Source organism: Bacteroides eggerthii, assembly GCF_025146565.1.
Lineage (GTDB): Bacteria > Bacteroidota > Bacteroidia > Bacteroidales > Bacteroidaceae > Bacteroides > Bacteroides eggerthii.
In genome coordinates this window covers 3,600,509-3,617,972 of sequence record NZ_CP102258.1, presented here as the reverse complement: position 1 = coordinate 3,617,972, position 17,464 = coordinate 3,600,509, and the positions used below count along the sequence as shown (strand labels likewise).

Genomic DNA, 17,464 nt, shown 5'->3' with positions numbered 1-17,464 from the left:
TATAATTTTATATTTTTGCAATAGCAAAAATATAAAATTATAAATTATATGAAAAAAGTGGTTTTTAAAATTTTCGTGGTAATGATATTTTTTATCATTGTCACCCCGACCTATGCACAGTTCAACATAAAGAAAGCTATAGGTGGAGCAGCAAAAGCCGTAAAAGCGTTTACTCTTACGGATGAACAGATGGCTGAGTACGTTAAGGAGTCTGTGGACTGGATGGATGAACATAATCCTGTGTTGCCCGAAGATAATCCTTACGTGCAGCGCCTCAGGAAACTTACTGAAGGTATTACTGATGCCGATGGTATTCCTTTGAATTTCAAAGTATATCATGTAACTGATATCAATGCTTTTGCGTGTCCTGACGGAAGTGTACGTGTATTTTCTTCACTTATGGATATCATGAATGATGATGAGTTGCTTGGCATTATCGGTCACGAAATCGGGCATGTACTCAAACGTCATTCTAAAAACGCTTTCAAAAACGAACTTCTCACAGGGGCCCTCAAAGATGTGGTGGCATCTACCAGCGGTAAGGTGGTAGCCCTTACCGAATCTCAACTTGGTTCTTTGGGACAATCGCTTATGAATGCAAAGTTCTCACAGCAACAAGAGAATGAGGCGGATGACTGTGGATATGACTTTCTTGTAGCACAAGGAAGGAATCCGTGGGGTATCGTCATGTCTTTTGAAAAGCTAATGAACCTTGAAGGCGATTCCGGCAGTAAACAAAGTTACATTCAAAAGATGTTTTCCTCGCATCCGGAGACACAAAAGCGTATCAAGCACATGCAGAAACGTTGCGAAGAAGACGGTATTGTACGCCCTGCTGCCTAAATGATGAAAGAGAATAATGCTATAACTTTTTCTCCGGTATAGTATCTGTGTCTTTCGGGTGATGTATATCAGTGGAGAATCTGATTAATTTGTTTGCCAAACATGGAAAACTAGAATGTCGTATTTAGCGTGCGTTCGTATTACTGGATAAACTACAATTAAAGGGCTGTCATAAAGACAGCCCTTTAATTGTAGAGAGTTTTTATAACATTTTGTGTGATCCGAGTATAATCAGCATTGTGTATCCCAGTATCAGTCCGACAATTCCCATGATTATTCCTACCTTTTCCATGTCTTTCTGCTGTATCATGCCCGTAGCATGTGCCAATGCGTTGGGAGGGGTACTGATGGGTAATATCATAGCCAGTGACGAGCCTATTGCCACACCTATCAGTAATGTCTCTACACCGCCTAATGCGGACAGATTTTCACGCATGCTGCTACCGGCTATGGCCAGAATTGGAACAAGCAGTGCGGCAGTAGCCGTATGTGAAATAAAGTTTGCCATTGTATAACAAATCAGTCCGGAGCCGATAATCATCAATACGGGTGGCCATGTATTGAACGGAATGGATTCGATCATATGTTTGGCTAGTCCGGTTTCCTGTAAAGCTACTCCCAATGCGAATCCACCGGCAACCATCCATAGAACACTCCAGCTGATTTCTTCCAGATCTCTTTTGGTGATGACTCCTGTTATGCAGAATACAGCTACCGGAATCATAGCCACTACATTCGAGTTTACTCCTGTAAACTTGTCAAACATCCATAACAGTACTGTGATTGCAAAAGTGATATATACTACAATTGACCGCCAATCTCTCTTCGCTTCACCTTCAATTTGCAGCTCAATGCTTTTCTGTTTGAAAGGGAATAGTTTCAGTAGGATGAACCAGGCAATGAACAGCACAATCATTGTATAGGGCAGCATAAATCCCATCCACTCTCCAAAACCGATATTCAGGTTCAACCCTTCCGGATCATTCAGATATTTCAAAGCGATGGCATTGGGTGGCGTACCTATGGGAGTTCCCATCCCTCCTATATTGGCCGCAACCGGAATTGCCATAGCCAACCCTGTTTTCCCCTTTCCGTCTGCCGGAAGCACCTTTAATACAGGAGTTAGGAAAGTAAGCATCATGGCGGCTGTAGCTGTATTGCTGAGGAACATTGAAAATACCGCTGTGACAAGAATAAATCCCAGCAGTACATAACGGGACTGGGTTCCGAAAGGTTTCAGCATGACACGAGCCAGTAATACATCCAAATTGCTCTTAGTCGCAGCAATAGCGAGTATAAACCCACCTATGAACAGCATGATAATGGGATCGGCAAAACAATGCATGATGGATTTATATTTTACCGTTTGTCCCAGCTCTTCTGTCGGAATTCCTTGTACAAACAGCCACAAACTGCTGTCTGAAACGGTAAGTAGGAGCAGTACTACAATCAAGACTGACGTGGTCCATGCGGGGACAGCTTCGAAAACCCACATCAGTGTGGCAAAAATGAAAATGGAAATCAGCCTCTGTTCAATAATAGTCAGATTACTTATGCCAAATGCTTCAGTTGGAAGCAACCATAGGGTAAGGGATATGGTGATTGCTATAACCAGCTTTATACATCGGGCTACAGCTTGGTTCTCTGCCAACCGTTTGGCTTTTTTTAAATCTTGATAAGCCTCCACCAATGGAAAGCCTCTAAAAATTTTATACATAGTATTAGATTATGATTAAGATGAATACTAAAATGTCCGCAAAGATAATATTTTATTTCATAGGCTGGTCAGGTCGATTATGAAGTTTTTTCTTGTATTCTTTTGGGAAGTGTTTGTCACACCTTATTTATATAAGGTTATATTGGCAGCATAGTGTATCATGAATCATAGATTCAAGTTTGCCATGGCTCTTACAAAAGAAATGACCTTTGCCCCTTTTGACAGGGGCGAAATCTTTCTTTTTATTCATTCTTTTTAAGCATCATTCCTGGAGTAATATATGGTTTCTGGGAGTATTATTCAGGATTTCATATTACGTAGCGAAGCTGAGTGAACATTGTGTACAAGATTATTTCGGCCGGCTGGATTTCAGGATTTTAACCTGTAAGATTGAATACTCTGTTTTATACAGTTCGCATAACTTCACCAGGCCAGAATGAAAATCTCAGCCCTTATCCAAACAGCAAAGGAATGTTACTTGTTGAAGGATGTTGACATTATGCAACTTGAGCTATGTACTCTTATTGTTTACTGTTAATAATTGGGTAATTGATGCAATACCGAATGAAAATATCCGGAATACCGAAAATATTTTCACAGTGTTATCGTATAGATTATTCCCTCAAGAAATTTTCCTGATGCAGGTTTTATTAGATATTTGCGGGGAAGCAGCTGTCCAATGAAAGCAACTTCCACCAGATAAACGGCGACATCGGCTGGTACCATCACTGGAGCGGTGGTTGTCAGACCGGCTTTGTCAAGTGTGATGTCCACCGTATTGTTGCCGTAGGTAACCGTACCTGTTTCCAAATTCATAGAGCCGGTATTTCTCACATTTAGAATTTTGATACTTGAAAGCAGGGTACCCAGAGCCGAGACATTAAGCTGTATTTGTGTCAGCTTGTGCTTGAAGGTAATCGGTATGGCCGTTCCGGGAGAATAGCTTCCACCGGCAACGCTGGCACCATGCATGATGTCCTCCTGTCCTGTAAGGGTGAAATTGAAAGTGGGAGCTGTCCCGTTTCCGGGAGGGGTGATGTAGCTGGTTCCGTTCGTAGCTGTGGTACGTGGATAATAACCGTAAAAGATGACTTTATGCCCTCCTGCCGGATAGTATAATGGAGGCGAGAAAGTGAGTTCATTTCCACTTATACCGGCAGGAGCTACATTGTTCAATAAAGGGGAAGTTGTCCAGGGAAATGTACCGGAAGTTCCACTTTCCGCCACTTCATAGATTCCCAAAGAACCGACACTGATATCGTTGATACTGTTGACGATGGACCTTGTGTGTGGGGGGGCTTCTATAATGGCAAGGTGGATTGGGGAGGGGTACCCTTCACTGTTGAAAGATACTTCCTCCATATCACTGCCGCAACTTACGGATAACAGCGGCATTATTACTATGAGTATTCGGGTGGAGAACTTCACTGTCGGAATGTGTATTATAGGATGAATTACTGCACAACAGACGACCCCGTTCCTCCGGTAACCCATGGCGTGACGATCGCGGAGACTATAATACCTTTGGGGGTAAAAGTCAGTATGATATTGTGGGCCTTTCCTGTTTCCGTATTTAAGTTTACCGTTACGTTAGGATAGGTCACTCCACCCGCAACGATGTCCATCACCACATTCGTGGCGCCGCTTTTTACCATCGGATAGATCGTGGCTGTAGTACCGGGGTCAGCACTGATGGCATACGAACCGGTGAAAGTGATGCCGGCACCTGCCGGATTGTAAGAGACGGTACCGTCGTTGATATTAAGCGAGGCGGGAGTCTGCTGGTTTTTGAGGGTAATACTGGTTACGGTTTTTCCGGTAGCGGGAAATCCTGTACCTGCCTTAAAGGTGAATTGCAACTGGGTCAGCAGATGGTTGAAAGTGAAAGCCAGTGCTCCGCCTGTTGTTTTGTTCCCGCTGGCTTCGCCTGAAATCATCACGTCATTGGAACCGTCTGTTTCCGAGAATGTGACAGTGTTGCCGGATAGCGTTCCTTGGGGGTAGTATCCCTTGATATGGACTGTACTGCCGTCAGCGGGGTAGTATTGCGCGGGGGTGAGTGAAAAGGTGGCGGAGGTTGTGGTCGAAGCGGTAAAGGTGCCGGCCGCGGTCCACAAGTTGGTGCTATAGTCTCCACCGCTTGCAGAAGCTATGAAACCGGCAGTGACAGATTGGCCGGTGTTGATCGGGCTTCTTGTCTGGATACCTGAGACACCTGCACTTGCCATGATTTCAACGGGGTATTCGTTTGGAGGAGAAGTACATTCATTCTCTTCATCGGTACTGCAACCTGCCATAAGGGTTGCAGTCATTGTCATTAGTATAAACTTTTTCATACGTCAAGGTTTTTGCTGTTTATTAATCGTTTTAAAAGGACTGTTATAATCAAACAGATATACTTTTGCGGTTATAACAATATAGACTGGGAAATGTTTGGTCATTTGAATTCTCTTACTTGGAAAATTTTCCCACGTTTCCCCCTATTATCGGTTTCCTCACAAAATGGGATATTTCGGTGAAGAGTAGGTTCGTTGCGCGATACCGAACATGAATGTAATTTTTTAGGCACAAGCGCTATAAGCCATACTTCGGCTATATCAATTATTCGGGGCAATATGGGTGCAGATAGTATAAAACTCCGCATCGTCATCAACACAGAGGCTTCTTTCTTTTTTTCAAGATTTTGGAAAGACGATAGGGACATTGGCAATAAAATGAGAGGCACGCAAAATTGTGTGCCGTTTCAATTTGGTTGACCTTCCAAAATGGGCATAAAAATAAAGAACCGGAGTTTTTTTTATGAATCTCCAGCTTTCAATATTCCTTATTTTCAGAGAACTGTCAATATGATGGATTTACAACCAAAGAGAAGTTGGTTATGTTCAAAACCGGAAGTAACAGATAACATGGCAGTACGTTCAAGAAGGGCGGTATTACTTCTTTCTTCTCGCCGGCTGTATATAACTGATTGCAAACATCCAGTGCTCTTTCCATTGGCGATATTGAAGTTGGTTTTTATACTCTTTAAGTGAAGGCTCATACCCGGACACTTCAAATGGCTTAAACAAATCATCAGTGAGAGCCTCTAATCTTGAAATTTCCTTGTTTATCTCAAAAGCGGTATCTCCATTTATATTAGTTGTGTTCTTTTTGCACCGGCCGGTTTTGGCATCCCATTTTTCGGGTGAAATGTTATAGCCTACGTTGAACTGCAGTATATTGTTAGACCAACGAACGCGTATACGTATCTGGTTTTCTGTGCTGACACTGTTATACACTTTCTGCAAATAAAAGTAAATTCGTCTTTTAATATTCATTTTAGTACATAATTAGACGTTACTTGGTACATCGTTGCAAATTTATGTACTATTTTTTAGACTCATAAAGATATAAAAAGAAACACAACGATGTTTTAATTTCAAGTAATGCCTTGATTATTAAAACATTGTTGTGTCATTATAAACATCTGTGATGCTTTGGAGTGGAGCGTATGAGACTCGAACTCATCACCTCGACACTGCCAGTGTCGAAAAATATGCTTACTATCAGTTAGTTATCTTTTAAAAGGTAACAATTTGGGGTAATAACCTTTGTTGCAAAGGTACTATTTGTTAGCGTATTATGCAATAATTGATTGGATAAAGTTTGATGATGTTAGAATCATTGTAAGCGACTGCTCAACTACATCTTGTGCATTCGATTTATCAGTAAGATGCACTCCATTGTAAGTGTATCTCAATTTTTATATACCAACTTGTCTCAGGGTTGTTTTTGAGTGACAGTCTCGCTTTTTCCCATTTATTCCTGAAATTCGTGGAAGTGCTGAATATCAGAAGCATGGAAGAACTTGAGGAATATAAGAAGCGGCATAAGGAGTGACTTGTTTATTCCTCTCAATTGATGATTCCGTGTTCTAGGTATCGGTTTGTTGCCCGGACGTATCTTTTTTTAGACAGTGCAGTATGAGGCTGATAGTATAAAGAGAGGGAACATAGAATTTACACTTCCCTCCCGTTAATTGTGCCACTATTTTTCCCCATAGGCAAGATACCTGACAAGCCCTTCATTTTTTTTGCTTCCTGTCTTCATGCGCTGCAATTCCCTCTTGGCCGTTTCCGGATTGATTATTGAGCCATCCCTGAGACGAAAGAAGACGCCTGACTTTACCCAGATTTTACCGTCATCCGGCACCAGTTCTTTCAAAAACATATACAGCAGGATATTGGACTTGCACCATTGGAGGAGAACAGTGATAAAAAAGCTCCCTTTCTTTCTGCCGGTCAACCTGAAACAGAAAGTTTCCCTGCCCCACTCCTGATTCATAAGGCACCCCTTCTCCACCAGCCGGTCATAGACAGCCCCGGCTTTTTCCCAGGTGTAGTTTGTATATTCATGGGCATAGGTCAAGTTCTCCTTCTCCAGTCTGGCGGTATGAACCTCTTTCTGCTCAAAATGTTCTTGTAATTTTTTTATTGTTTGTTGGAGTAACTGGACCAGTGAAAAGAATGCCACAAAATTATCTACCTCATCTTTAGCTCTGTAATATTGATAGATCGGATTATCGTTATCTACGAGATAGTAATCTTTTGCATCGAATATCTCTGCCGGATACTGGTCAATGACTTTCTGAAGCTGTTCTTGATAGTGTACAAAATACCCAACATACGAAAAACAGTCGGAATTTTTGCTCATCTCATCCCTCAAGGCGTACCAGTCAATATCCTTCAACTTTTCATACAGTCTTTCTTCATTCACAATTTTATCTAAATGCTTACCCTCCGGATTATTGATGTCGATTAGAGAGATTGCCCTATCCAGAACCTTTTGGTACTGAATTAAAATATCTGTTTTCATTGTTATTTTATTTATGTTTTTACTTCTCATGTGTTATGTACACTTCCACAACATTTGTGCCAATCTTACCAAGTTCTATCTTTAGAATAGAACTGCTAAATTCCGTATCTCCTCCCTCTTTCTGCAAAAATGCTGTACCACGCATGTACCATATTGAATGTGAGTGATTTACATAGCTAAAAAGACTTTGTGACTCAAAAAAATACTATTTACATTTGCCGCTGCTTAAAGCTTTGGCAGGTTCTTTGACTTATTGTACAATAATATATGCAGGCACGCCAGTCTGCACTTTATGGCCGCGACTCTTTAAAGAGGAGTCCGGCAATGACCTCCAATACTCCTCCCGGTACATTTGTAAGTCCGGGATCAGTGTTGACTAATGACTGTAACAAGGATACAGTTGCAGGATATAAAAATACACCATTCAAAAGTAATGACGGATAATTTTAAAAAAATAGATATGAAATTACCAATTTTAGAAATAACCCAGCTGAAAACGAAGGCTGAGCGCAGACCGTTTTGTGAAAAATACGGTCTCAGTCATAAACAATTGAAACAGATTGTCGATGACTATAACCAGGGAAAGTATACAATTGAAAACGGATACATCGAGGTTGTTCCTCCGGCCGGTGAGGCTCGGGAACTCCCCAATGTACCTCAGACAACCAGCGGGCAGGAACCGGCAGTAAGAAAGGCTCCCCAGGCTTCGTCCCAGGGAGGATGGTATTATGAGACCCAGAACGATAAATCCCGCCAGAAAATAGGTGGAACAGATGGGAAGATACCGGAAAAAGTTGTGAACGCATTCATGTTCAACCAGATAGTTTCCGGGCTGAAAGCTTTTGCGGAAGCGGTCTGTTTATTCAAGGAGCTGTTCTTTCCCAATAAATGAGTTCATTAACAGGGCATGGAGGAGATACACCGAAGTGCCCCTTTTTTAACTTTTAAATTTTTAAATAGAATGATAAAAATAAATTTAGGTCTGATATCAGACCAAGAGAAATATGTTGCTGATATGATGCAACTTATAATCACAGTATATAACGCTTGCCGTAATAGATTACATGATACTGATGTCATCCATATCGTATCGGAGAACTATGTGAAAAGTATGGGCAGTCCCCAGGTGGAATTCCAGGCCTATATGCATTCCCAAGCCGGTATTTTTAATCCGATGGGTGTTGTCTTCCAGCTCTGTGCTCCATGGCCGCAGTTCCATGACATGCAGTCCCCATATGAAGAGAACTATGCGTCTCTTTTCGATCCGGACAGATACAGTTACAGCCATGATGCGGTTGACCACACCGCGCTCATACTCAAGAACACTTTTCCGGATATGAACCTTTGGGTAAAAGCATTGGGGCTGGATTATATTGACATCTATAACCTGGATAGAGTAAATAACATTATAGAATATTGAATTATGGATATTATTAAAAGTCTGCCGGTGGCTTCCCGATTAACCTCCGGCCTTGCAGACGATCTGGAAGTGTTTTTTCCAGAGTGGCTGTCAACCCTTCTCCCTTTTTATAACGAGGCCAGGAACGGCAGTGATTTTGCCTTCCATATGATGAACACCTGTGGCAGCGGATCATCTTACACTGTCGGAGTATATGACTTTTGCAGGACCAGACATTATTACGGTAACGGATACCATACGCTGCTTTCCTTCTACGGTGGGAACAGACTCTTCGGACTTGACTGGGAGGAGATGTTCCGGGCGCGTTATGGCTATGAACCATCCCTCTATGACAAGATAAGTCTGTTGAACTATGTATCAAGGATGGACAACAAGAGAGCCCCCTACGATGCCCTGAACAACAATCTTTCCAGCTGCTTCCGGGCTTTGACCGGCGATCCGGATGTGTTCATCTCTCTCGGTTCGTGGGGAACCTATATAGTACTTGATTCCGGAATATTCTGGAAGCACGAGGAACATGAAGAGAAGTGGCAAATGCATTTCTAAAAAGTGAAAACAAACGGGGTGGTATCGTGATGGGTACCACCCTATATTATCAAACAACTAAATATTCAATGAAAATGAACAGGAAAAAAGATACATTGATAGAAAAAACTATGGACAAGATGGAGCAGATCCTGAAAAAGATAGAGGATGAAAGAACCGTAACACTCGAGGAACTCCGGTCAGCCGGATTCATACTGGTTGTCGATAGGGATTTCGGAAGGATGATCAACGGGCCCCACCTGAAAAAGCTGAAAAGCAGCCTGAAAAAAGATGGCTGTATAGAACCCGTTTCCATATTCTTGGGAGCGGAATATTTTGAAGCTTATCCGGAACGTAAACTGACTGACCTCAATGACGGAGATAAGAAATATACCAAGGACTCTCCCGAAGTTCCTGCCACCCTCCTTGTTGCGGATGGAGTCCATAGGATACAGGCACATCTCGAACTGCTTTCAGAGGATGAGAGTTACAAACACCCCCTGAAGTTCAGACACGTGGAGAGTGGCCTTCCTATAGACCGCTGGATACGTATAAGGAATACCAACAACCGTAACTGGGACTCGAAGGACTGCTCACATTACATAGCAGCGCAGACCGGTTATGAGAAAAGCAATCTCACCACCGCCGTCAAGTGGCAGGAGGAACTGAAGCTGGGTGAGAAATACGCGTACACCATCCTTAACCTTTCCGACACCTATAAGAAAAAAATGCTGTCGGAGTATATGGAAGCTCCCGACAAGGGACTCCCCATGGTATTGAAAGGTGTGGAGGAGAACATAGACCGTGGCGAGCGTATCCTTCATGCCTTCAGGGTCTGCTGGCGTGATATCCCGAAGATGGTAAGGAACAGCGCGGCGATCAATATGTTCATCGAGATCTATAACGCGTGCGGTGACAGCATGAAGGAAGCCATGGTGAACCTGCTGGTCCTGTTCTTCACCACCCTGGACAGAACCGATGCAGAGAATGTTGCAGGTGAGAAGGACAATGATGAGAAAATCAGGCTGTTGAAGGGATTCTGGGACAAGTTCAGCAAGGATATTGAAGACGAGACCTTGAAGGCCGATTATGAGCGGAAGGCTTTCGAGGCTGAGGAGGAATTTAATACCATGCTTGAAAAGAAGGAGGAGGCTAGTGCAGGTGAGGCTGTTCCCGCAAAGAAGAAGAATGACAAATATCGCGGTAAAACCATCTACCAGCCGAGCGGAAAGGCCGGTGAGTACAGCGGCTGGTCCTGCAATTTCTATAGGGGCTGTAGCAACGGGTGCGAGTACTGCTATCTGCAGGACAGTCCCAATGCCGATATCTACACTTCCGTCCCGACCCTTAAGAACTGTTTCAAGGGCAAAGAGGAGAAGGCCATGGAGCTGTTCAAAAAAGAGTTTGCCGTGTGTCTTGACGAATTGAGAAAGTCCTGGCTGTTCTTCAGCTTCACTACCGACCCGCTGCTTCCCGAGACGATGGGACTGACGGCCAAGGCTGTGAGGATATGTATGGAAAACGGCGTGAACGTGAGGCTGCTGACCAAACGCGCAGATTTCGTGGAGCCATTCTTCGGTCTTCTCTCTGCCAAGGAGGGTTATGATGAGGAACTCTGCAAGAAACATATCGCTTTCGGATTCACCCTGACCGGACATGATGAGCTGGAAGGAAACTCGTCACCGAACCAGGAGCGTATAAAGACCATGAAAGAGCTCCACGACAGAGGCTACCGGACCTTCGTGAGTGCCGAACCGGTGATAGATCCGGCCTCTTCGTTGCAGGTGATTAAGGAGACACTGGACTTCTGTGACCTCTATATGGTCGGTCTGCTATCCGGCGATATGGAGTATGGGGAGGATGAGGTGCGTAATCTGGTGGACGAACTTCTGGGGTTGCCGGGAAAACCTAAGATCTACCTGAAGGATTCCGTAGTGAAGATGCTTAAACTCAACCGTAAGACCCTCCCTGACAATTTTGTGGGGAGTGACTATAATATGTTTAATTAATTTTTTTAATATGGAAAATAGTAAAATAGAGAATTTGGATCCATGTTTTCTGAAAAGAGTTGGGAATATGGATTTATTAGAGGAGATCAGCAATAAGCTGCATCTCCCATACAATGAAAGCAGATACGTCTATCATATGACAACCCAAATCATAAAAGTGGTACGCAAGTATTTTTTCTATGACAAATTCAAGTTGGATTATTTTACCTGCTCCTCCCTTTTAACCGGATGGGATAACTATGCGAATTACCGTCTACTTAGCAACGGGCAGGAAAAACAATTTATGAGTAAACTCTTTGAACCATATGAAAATATAGTAGAATATGACGGTGCCGTTTACTATCGGTATGCCAGTGATTTTGATGATAATGGAGGAAATCCCATTTACCCAAAAGGTACACAAGGTGCTACTTTGCATAAGTTTATGTTTCCTCACACAGACTATTCCCATTCCTATCAGGAACTTTTAGACCCAGACAACTACAGTTATTCACATGATGTATTGGATTTTGTTAACAGAAAACTGAATATGGCTTTTCCCGGGAATAACCTTTGGGTGGTCTGCTTTGATTTTGATTATGTAAGTATATACAATTTGGATACTTTATCCCATATGAAAAGGTATTAGTGTACAGAGTCTTCCAATCCGACCATGACTGAACCGACTGAGAGGAATAAGGTGCATGGGAATCGGGTTGGAAGACTTCTCTATAATAACCAATATAAATATCATGCTTATGTGTTCACTATTAAAAAAAGAAATTGAAAAGCACCTCTCGCTATATGGAGTGGTGTATGTGATTGAACCGACAGGAGCACTGATACTGGCCGATGGAAGGTCGTGTACCGTCAGTGATTACAAAGTAATACCGGAAACAGTCCATATTAAGAACGGCGCTTTCCTTAATTGTACCATAATAGAATCAGTAGATATGTCCACTTCACAGGTCAATTCCATAGGCAGCCTCGCTTTCTTTGGGTGTGAAAACCTAAAGGCCATACACTTCTCCGAGTATATAGAAAACATTGGGGAGTGGGCTTTCAACAGATGCCGACTGAAAAAAATGGATTTGCCGGCTGGCCTGAAAAACATAGGTGCAGGCGCTTTCGCGATAAATGCTGAGATAGAGGAGGTAATCATACCGGATGGAGTTACGAGGATAGATAATCTGACTTTTCAATACTGTTCTGGACTTGCCCGTATTTATATACCGCCTTCAATAAGCAGTATCGGGAAATATGCCTTTTGGCAAAGCAACAGTCTGAAAACTATTTTCGTTAAGCGAGGGTATGAAAGAAGAATCAAATATAGGCTTCCGTGGGGGCTAAAGGGAAAAGTGAAGCCCCTATAGAAACCTTATTGGAGCATAATGTTTACTTGACAATTCCCGTCTTGCCGGTAAGGTGGGACGGGATTATTTTTTCCGGTATAACACAACGGATCAGGTTGGAATTTGCTCCACCTCTTCCGGTGTCAATCCTGTAGCCTGGGATATGATATCGACAGCCACGCCCAATCTTTTAAGGTTACGGGCATTCTCTCTTTTTTCTTCAATACGACCTTCTGTTTTTCCTTCTTCCCTGCCTTTCTTCTCGGCCGTTGATATCACACTATACCAATCCCTGAAATTCTTGAGGCTGTCCCAATACTCACTCAGCTCGGTCTTGGTGAATTTCGCTATCTCGGCAGCTTCAAAGAGGCGGTCAAACACCCTGTTCTGCAAGGATCTGGGACGTTCAAGAAGCGAGGAGAGGTTACGGAGCACGAAAAGCCACTTGTCAAACATCGTCTCAAGCTCATCCTCGGTCTTGTTGAATTTGGGCATCTCAAGGTAAACGAAGGTAAGCTTGTCATAAAAGACTTTCTTTGTGTAGAGATCGACAAGTTTAACCTCATGATGGAAGTACTCGGTATCAGACGGGTCAAAGGAGAAGTTCAGGATACCGACCACATAGACAGCCTTCAGCTCATAATCCCACTCGCCACGCCTCGCCTGCTCACGGATAGGAAAGGTGGAGTAGAAAACGCTGCGGTCCTTGAAGAACTGCTGCTCGCCACGCTGCATCTCGACAAGGAATTTCTCACCTTTCTCATTTTCACAATAGACATCAAATACAGCCCGACGGTCATACTCCTGAGTTCCGAGATGCTCCGCGTTGAGATAGGTCACGTCCTTAATCACCTCCTCACCGAACAATAGGGCATTCAGGAAGCTGATCAAAAGCTCCTTGTTCATAGCCGTACCGAAAAGCAGCTTGAATCCAAAGTCTGTATATGGATTTACATATCTGTCCTGTATGCCTTCTGTTCCCATTGATTCCTCTTTTTTACCGTTTTAAGACCAAACCCTGCGTAAGACAAAACCTCACAGCCGGGTACAACAATTACAAAGGTAAGGATTATGATGGAATATTCAAGACGGAAGAGATGAATTATGAGAAAAAATAAGAGGCAAGCCATCATAAACTTACCTCTTTTACCTCCCGGATCTAATTGAACGGCGTATTCTCCCTCAACTTCTGATTCCTGTACACCACTCCCTGCTCCTTCTTGCCATACAGCTCCATCCTTGAGGCACCAAAACTTTCACGGTTGGCATTATAGTTGTTGATTACCATCCCCCGAATGTCATCCTCAGGGATACCATGCCTGCCGAATGTACCGGTGAGATATTCCAGAGCTGCATCATACAAGACACCGTACAGACACAACCATTTTGCTCTGGAGAGAATTGAACGGTGCCTGTTACCATCTTCATAACTGTCCGGATACTCTTTTCTCCATCTCTTGTCCACGTAGTTAATGAGAGTCTTGTCCTTCCATAACCTCTGAAAACCTGTATTCCTTTCAATCTCTTCCGGCGTATGAATGAAACTACCGCTTGAACCACCCTTATTATAACTCTTCACGGCAGGCTTGGGAATGGACGGGTCATATTCAAAGTGGTAGGGAAGTAACGTGTCTTTCTTAGGGTTGACATAGACTTTAGGATCGGAACTAAGAAAGAACGTGCGGCTTAGATTATGACAACTCTTATCGAATTCCTCAGTCCCCGGATATAATCTTTGCTTCACCTGCCAAAAAAGATTGTAATGGTGGTCCGGGTTGGTGTTGTCATGGATCATAGCCGCCTTCACACCTTTATTACCCGGAGAGAACCATACTGCGTAAAGATGGAGAGGGTTGGCATATAGTATCAGTCTTTCCTTGAATTCACTTGCCGCCTCATGTGACTTAAAATCATCAAAGTCAAGCACGAGGATATTTGAATATCGGCGCAGGTTGGTCGGGTCATCGTTTCTGTAGTCGAATATTCCGGAAGGTGCTATCATGGGGAGTCTGTGTTTCTCTTCCTTGTAAGCCTTCTCTGTCGTCTGCATCCTCACTATATCCGTTTGCCTGGAGAGTTTTGTGTCGGATGCTATAAGTTCAAGGATATGGTCGAAATTATAATAGATCCTGCTTCTTGAATCACTTGAGTTGTGGTAGTAGCTTATGTTCTTGTTTATCATATTATTGGATTTTTATTAGTTATTTGCTTTATTGTATCGTGAACCTTCCTAGAGACCGGACCTGGCTTTACTTTGGGAGAAAGCCGGTCCTCTCAGTATCTTCGTCTCTCGGGAAGAACCACTCTTTTTCGGTAAAGGAGCTATGGGAACGGTTGATGAAAGATTGAAGAGAGAGGCTACTTCGTACCCTTTCAGAGTGAGAGAGAAGAAGGATATTTTTTTGTTTCGTTTATCTTTTTCTTCTCACTTTGGTAGACCGCGAAGCAGGTCTCTTTCTTCACTCTCTATTCCATAACCCCTTCATTTACTATATTACCCGTACTTTTTTTATTCTCTATATATATTAGTATGTCCATCAAAAAAGTACGGGTAAGTAAATATTTGTCTTAGCTTATCATACGGACGGAAGTATCATTGTATAACCAGGGTGATTCCAAGTTTACCCAGGGTTTCAATCAGCTTCCTATAATAACGTCTCTCCCTGGCCGACCTCTTTATGCCCAGTATCTCTTCCAGATAGGCAAAAGTAACCTCCTTCGTATATTCACTATCCATGGTTATAGCCCTCTGCATATCCTTGTCATACCTGGCCAATAGTCTGATCTCCTCTTTAATGTTGCTTCTGATCCTCATTCCGTCCAGCCTCTTCTCCCAGTCAGTGTTGGATACGGATTTTCTGCCAATGACCCTGTTCTCATTGAAGTAGGCGTCCATTCTCTCTATGAACCTCCCGTCAAAATCATCCGTGTACCAGACCGTATATACTTCACCCTCGATATGCTTCCTGATGCCTATCCTCGTTATGAGCTGTGAGAAATACCAGTCCTTCTGACTGTGCGAGTCAGTAGTGGTACCATAAGCCCTCCGGATTCTGGCTGATTCGGTATTGGGCAGATTCCAGTCACCGCATAGGAAGATCTGTTCAATATCCCTGTATGAATTGGTGCTCTTGTTGTCGGTCGCTCCATAATAGGTGACGGTGAACAGATCCGGGCCAACACCTTCTGCTACCAACAGTCTTCTGAAACGTTCCGCATATCCTGACTTTCCCGGCCCGTCATCGTCACCGTTTATGTCCTTCCAGCATACAATCAGGGAAGGCTTGTCTATCAGTCTGCTTGTCCTCTTGACGAACTCACCAAACCTCACCTCGTCAAAATACTTTCTGGACAGTCCGAAATCCATCTTCCTGAACTCCGTTACGGTATTGTACTTGTTTTCAGTATCCAGAAGGGTGAAGCGTGTGGAGCCTCTGAAAAGGATATTGCCCGCTCCCTCGAATATGAGTATATGCGTGGAGATCGTCATGCCTTCAGGACAGAGGTCAACCGGATAGAATGTAATCCCCACCTTGTCGGTATCGGACATCATCCATGAGTCATAATACTTCGGAATCAGCCCCAGCACCACGTCACGCTTTATCCTGTTGATCCTGTAGGCCTGATTGAAGAGGTCATTCCTTCCGCCCCTGATGAAGAGATCATAATACCGGTTCAGCTCTTCAGGGGACTTGCAGGTGATGTTACCGTCTTCATCGGTCTTTCCGAATATCCCGAGTATGCTTCTGTCAAACTCCACAAAGGGATTGATGAAGGTCGGCGTCTCGTCGAATATGATATAACGCCTCAAATCATCCCTTCTCATCAACGCCCTGAAATCGCCGTCAAACGGGTCCACCTCTTTCCCGGGCTTATAGATGAGGAAATGGTTTATCAGGTCCGTCCAGAAGCGTACATGGGTAATCAGAATCACTTTCTTTTCCATGAGCACTTCGGGGTTGTCCCTATATTGCCCTAAGAAATCGGCTCTTCCGGGATCACTGGATATGATCATCACATCCTCCATTTTCATGAGTCCCTCCACCACAAGGTTCTCCACTATCCAGCCGAACATCTTTTCCAGTTCATCTCTGGTATCTACGCAATATAGGATACCCTCATCATGTTTGTGGCGGATAAGGCTCTTTATGCTTTCTGTCTTTCCCGAACCCATACCCGAACTGACGATATATCCACCGCTCTCGTCAGGAACATCTATCTCCCCGGTCTTGAGCCCCATTCTGAAACCCGGACCTGTGGAATGGGGAGTGATGTCAAACAGTTCCCTCATCGCCTCCTCCTTCCTTGGTATCGTCAATTATTATCCACTCGTCCCGGTATCTGTCGGTCAGGAACTCATAGTATGACATCACGTCCGACTCGTCGAAGTAGTTGTCGTCAAAGTCCGGTTCGGCCTCCTCCCATGCCTTGAGGTCGGCTCTGATCTGTGCGAGGAGTTCTGATTTCCTCACGATTTCTTTCTTATTGGTCTTCATTGTTTAAAAAAATTAGGTTTGATTAATCAATCGGACATGCTCACTGGAACATGTTCTTATTACACAGATTAGGGTATGGCTGGAAATGGCGCGCGTTTTTCATGTCTGGAGCGCTATTATATATAAGGTATACAGTCTCTCTCCGTCTCATATCTTCCCAAAGCCTTATTATCGAAGAAACAAATACTCACAATGAAGGGCGCCGAATGAATACCTGGAATATAAATTGCCATAGCCGGGAAAAGGCAAAGAGAATGACCAGGGAAATG

16 protein-coding genes are annotated in these 17,464 nt (G+C 43.5%); 7 read left to right on the top strand and 9 right to left on the bottom strand.

Features of this window, described 5'->3' with window-relative positions; translation table 11 throughout:
* Nucleotides 1–48: 48 nt before the first annotated feature.
* Complete coding sequence (locus NQ546_RS14950; protein ID WP_004290231.1) at nt 49–843, top strand: M48 family metallopeptidase; 795 nt, start codon at nt 49–51, stop codon at nt 841–843.
* Nucleotides 844–1,045: 202 nt separating this feature from the next.
* On the opposite strand, the gene NQ546_RS14945 is transcribed toward NQ546_RS14950, so the two are convergent.
* From NQ546_RS14945 to NQ546_RS14925, 5 genes are all read right to left on the bottom strand, one after another.
* On the bottom strand, nt 1,046–2,560 hold the full coding sequence (locus NQ546_RS14945; RefSeq protein WP_004290232.1) for an SLC13 family permease: 1,515 nt from the start codon (nt 2,558–2,560) through the stop codon (nt 1,046–1,048).
* 594 nt (nt 2,561–3,154) lie between these two features.
* Nucleotides 3,155–3,955: a fimbrillin family protein gene (locus NQ546_RS14940; protein ID WP_115615933.1), complete on the bottom strand. Its 801-nt coding sequence runs from the start codon at nt 3,953–3,955 to the stop codon at nt 3,155–3,157.
* A gap of 59 nt (nt 3,956–4,014) precedes the next feature.
* Nucleotides 4,015–4,896 (bottom strand): fimbrillin family protein, encoded by an 882-nt coding sequence (locus NQ546_RS14935; RefSeq protein WP_115615932.1) that lies wholly within the window; start codon nt 4,894–4,896, stop codon nt 4,015–4,017.
* Nucleotides 4,897–5,493: 597 nt separating this feature from the next.
* Nucleotides 5,494–5,877 carry a hypothetical protein gene (locus tag NQ546_RS14930; RefSeq protein ID WP_115615931.1) on the bottom strand — a complete coding sequence of 128 codons (384 nt, stop codon included), beginning with the start codon at nt 5,875–5,877 and terminating at the stop codon, nt 5,494–5,496.
* Nucleotides 5,878–6,586: 709 nt separating this feature from the next.
* A complete protein-coding gene (locus NQ546_RS14925; RefSeq protein WP_115615930.1) occupies nt 6,587–7,414 on the bottom strand; it encodes a hypothetical protein in 828 nt (275 codons plus the stop codon).
* A gap of 460 nt (nt 7,415–7,874) precedes the next feature.
* On the opposite strand from NQ546_RS14925, the gene NQ546_RS14920 reads away from it, so the two are divergent.
* From NQ546_RS14920 to NQ546_RS14895, 6 genes are all read left to right on the top strand, one after another.
* Nucleotides 7,875–8,306, top strand: a complete 432-nt coding sequence (locus NQ546_RS14920; RefSeq protein ID WP_147293907.1) for a hypothetical protein — start codon at nt 7,875–7,877, stop codon at nt 8,304–8,306.
* A 69-nt stretch (nt 8,307–8,375) separates the two neighbouring features.
* Nucleotides 8,376–8,834 carry a hypothetical protein gene (locus NQ546_RS14915; RefSeq protein ID WP_039953237.1) on the top strand — a complete coding sequence of 153 codons (459 nt, stop codon included), beginning with the start codon at nt 8,376–8,378 and terminating at the stop codon, nt 8,832–8,834.
* A 3-nt stretch (nt 8,835–8,837) separates the two neighbouring features.
* Nucleotides 8,838–9,380: a hypothetical protein gene (locus NQ546_RS14910; protein WP_004290240.1), complete on the top strand. Its 543-nt coding sequence runs from the start codon at nt 8,838–8,840 to the stop codon at nt 9,378–9,380.
* Between the two features lie 221 nt (nt 9,381–9,601).
* A complete protein-coding gene (locus tag NQ546_RS14905) occupies nt 9,602–11,368 on the top strand; it encodes a radical SAM family protein (RefSeq protein ID WP_239463473.1) in 1,767 nt (588 codons plus the stop codon).
* Between the two features lie 67 nt (nt 11,369–11,435).
* Nucleotides 11,436–11,996: a hypothetical protein gene (locus tag NQ546_RS14900; protein ID WP_115615928.1), complete on the top strand. Its 561-nt coding sequence runs from the start codon at nt 11,436–11,438 to the stop codon at nt 11,994–11,996.
* A gap of 55 nt (nt 11,997–12,051) precedes the next feature.
* Nucleotides 12,052–12,720 (top strand): leucine-rich repeat domain-containing protein, encoded by a 669-nt coding sequence (locus NQ546_RS14895; RefSeq protein WP_004290243.1) that lies wholly within the window; start codon nt 12,052–12,054, stop codon nt 12,718–12,720.
* Nucleotides 12,721–12,810: 90 nt separating this feature from the next.
* Here NQ546_RS14895 and NQ546_RS14890 read toward each other — a convergent pair whose 3' ends face one another.
* From NQ546_RS14890 to NQ546_RS14875, 4 genes are all read right to left on the bottom strand, one after another.
* Entirely contained in the window at nt 12,811–13,683 is an 873-nt protein-coding gene (locus tag NQ546_RS14890; protein ID WP_004290244.1) for an Rpn family recombination-promoting nuclease/putative transposase, read from the bottom strand.
* Nucleotides 13,684–13,858: 175 nt separating this feature from the next.
* On the bottom strand, nt 13,859–14,881 hold the full coding sequence (locus NQ546_RS14885) for a BT4734/BF3469 family protein (protein WP_004290246.1): 1,023 nt from the start codon (nt 14,879–14,881) through the stop codon (nt 13,859–13,861).
* A 411-nt stretch (nt 14,882–15,292) separates the two neighbouring features.
* On the bottom strand, nt 15,293–16,990 hold the full coding sequence (locus NQ546_RS14880; RefSeq protein ID WP_004290247.1) for a hypothetical protein: 1,698 nt from the start codon (nt 16,988–16,990) through the stop codon (nt 15,293–15,295).
* Nucleotides 16,974–17,195 carry a hypothetical protein gene (locus NQ546_RS14875; RefSeq protein ID WP_004290248.1) on the bottom strand — a complete coding sequence of 74 codons (222 nt, stop codon included), beginning with the start codon at nt 17,193–17,195 and terminating at the stop codon, nt 16,974–16,976. The genes NQ546_RS14880 and NQ546_RS14875 overlap by 17 nt, the downstream gene beginning before the upstream one ends.
* Nucleotides 17,196–17,464: the final 269 nt, after the last annotated feature.

Bases quoted from the DNA above. Each gene is read 5' to 3' on its own strand.
- NQ546_RS14890 (WP_004290244.1), bottom strand. From the start codon at position 13,683: ATGGGAACAGAAGGCATACAGGACAGATATGTAAATCCATATACAGAC.
- NQ546_RS14935 (WP_115615932.1), bottom strand. From the start codon at position 4,896: ATGAAAAAGTTTATACTAATGACAATGACTGCAACCCTTATGGCAGGT.
- NQ546_RS14920 (WP_147293907.1), top strand. From the start codon at position 7,875: ATGAAATTACCAATTTTAGAAATAACCCAGCTGAAAACGAAGGCTGAG.
- NQ546_RS14885 (WP_004290246.1), bottom strand. From the start codon at position 14,881: ATGATAAACAAGAACATAAGCTACTACCACAACTCAAGTGATTCAAGA.
- NQ546_RS14950 (WP_004290231.1), top strand. From the start codon at position 49: ATGAAAAAAGTGGTTTTTAAAATTTTCGTGGTAATGATATTTTTTATC.
- NQ546_RS14925 (WP_115615930.1), bottom strand. From the start codon at position 7,414: ATGAAAACAGATATTTTAATTCAGTACCAAAAGGTTCTGGATAGGGCA.
- NQ546_RS14930 (WP_115615931.1), bottom strand. From the start codon at position 5,877: ATGAATATTAAAAGACGAATTTACTTTTATTTGCAGAAAGTGTATAAC.
- NQ546_RS14940 (WP_115615933.1), bottom strand. From the start codon at position 3,955: ATGCCGCTGTTATCCGTAAGTTGCGGCAGTGATATGGAGGAAGTATCT.
- NQ546_RS14875 (WP_004290248.1), bottom strand. From the start codon at position 17,195: ATGAAGACCAATAAGAAAGAAATCGTGAGGAAATCAGAACTCCTCGCA.
- NQ546_RS14880 (WP_004290247.1), bottom strand. From the start codon at position 16,990: ATGAGGGAACTGTTTGACATCACTCCCCATTCCACAGGTCCGGGTTTC.
- NQ546_RS14900 (WP_115615928.1), top strand. From the start codon at position 11,436: ATGGATTTATTAGAGGAGATCAGCAATAAGCTGCATCTCCCATACAAT.
- NQ546_RS14895 (WP_004290243.1), top strand. From the start codon at position 12,052: ATGGGAATCGGGTTGGAAGACTTCTCTATAATAACCAATATAAATATC.
- NQ546_RS14915 (WP_039953237.1), top strand. From the start codon at position 8,376: ATGATAAAAATAAATTTAGGTCTGATATCAGACCAAGAGAAATATGTT.
- NQ546_RS14905 (WP_239463473.1), top strand. From the start codon at position 9,602: ATGATCAACGGGCCCCACCTGAAAAAGCTGAAAAGCAGCCTGAAAAAA.
- NQ546_RS14945 (WP_004290232.1), bottom strand. From the start codon at position 2,560: ATGTATAAAATTTTTAGAGGCTTTCCATTGGTGGAGGCTTATCAAGAT.
- NQ546_RS14910 (WP_004290240.1), top strand. From the start codon at position 8,838: ATGGATATTATTAAAAGTCTGCCGGTGGCTTCCCGATTAACCTCCGGC.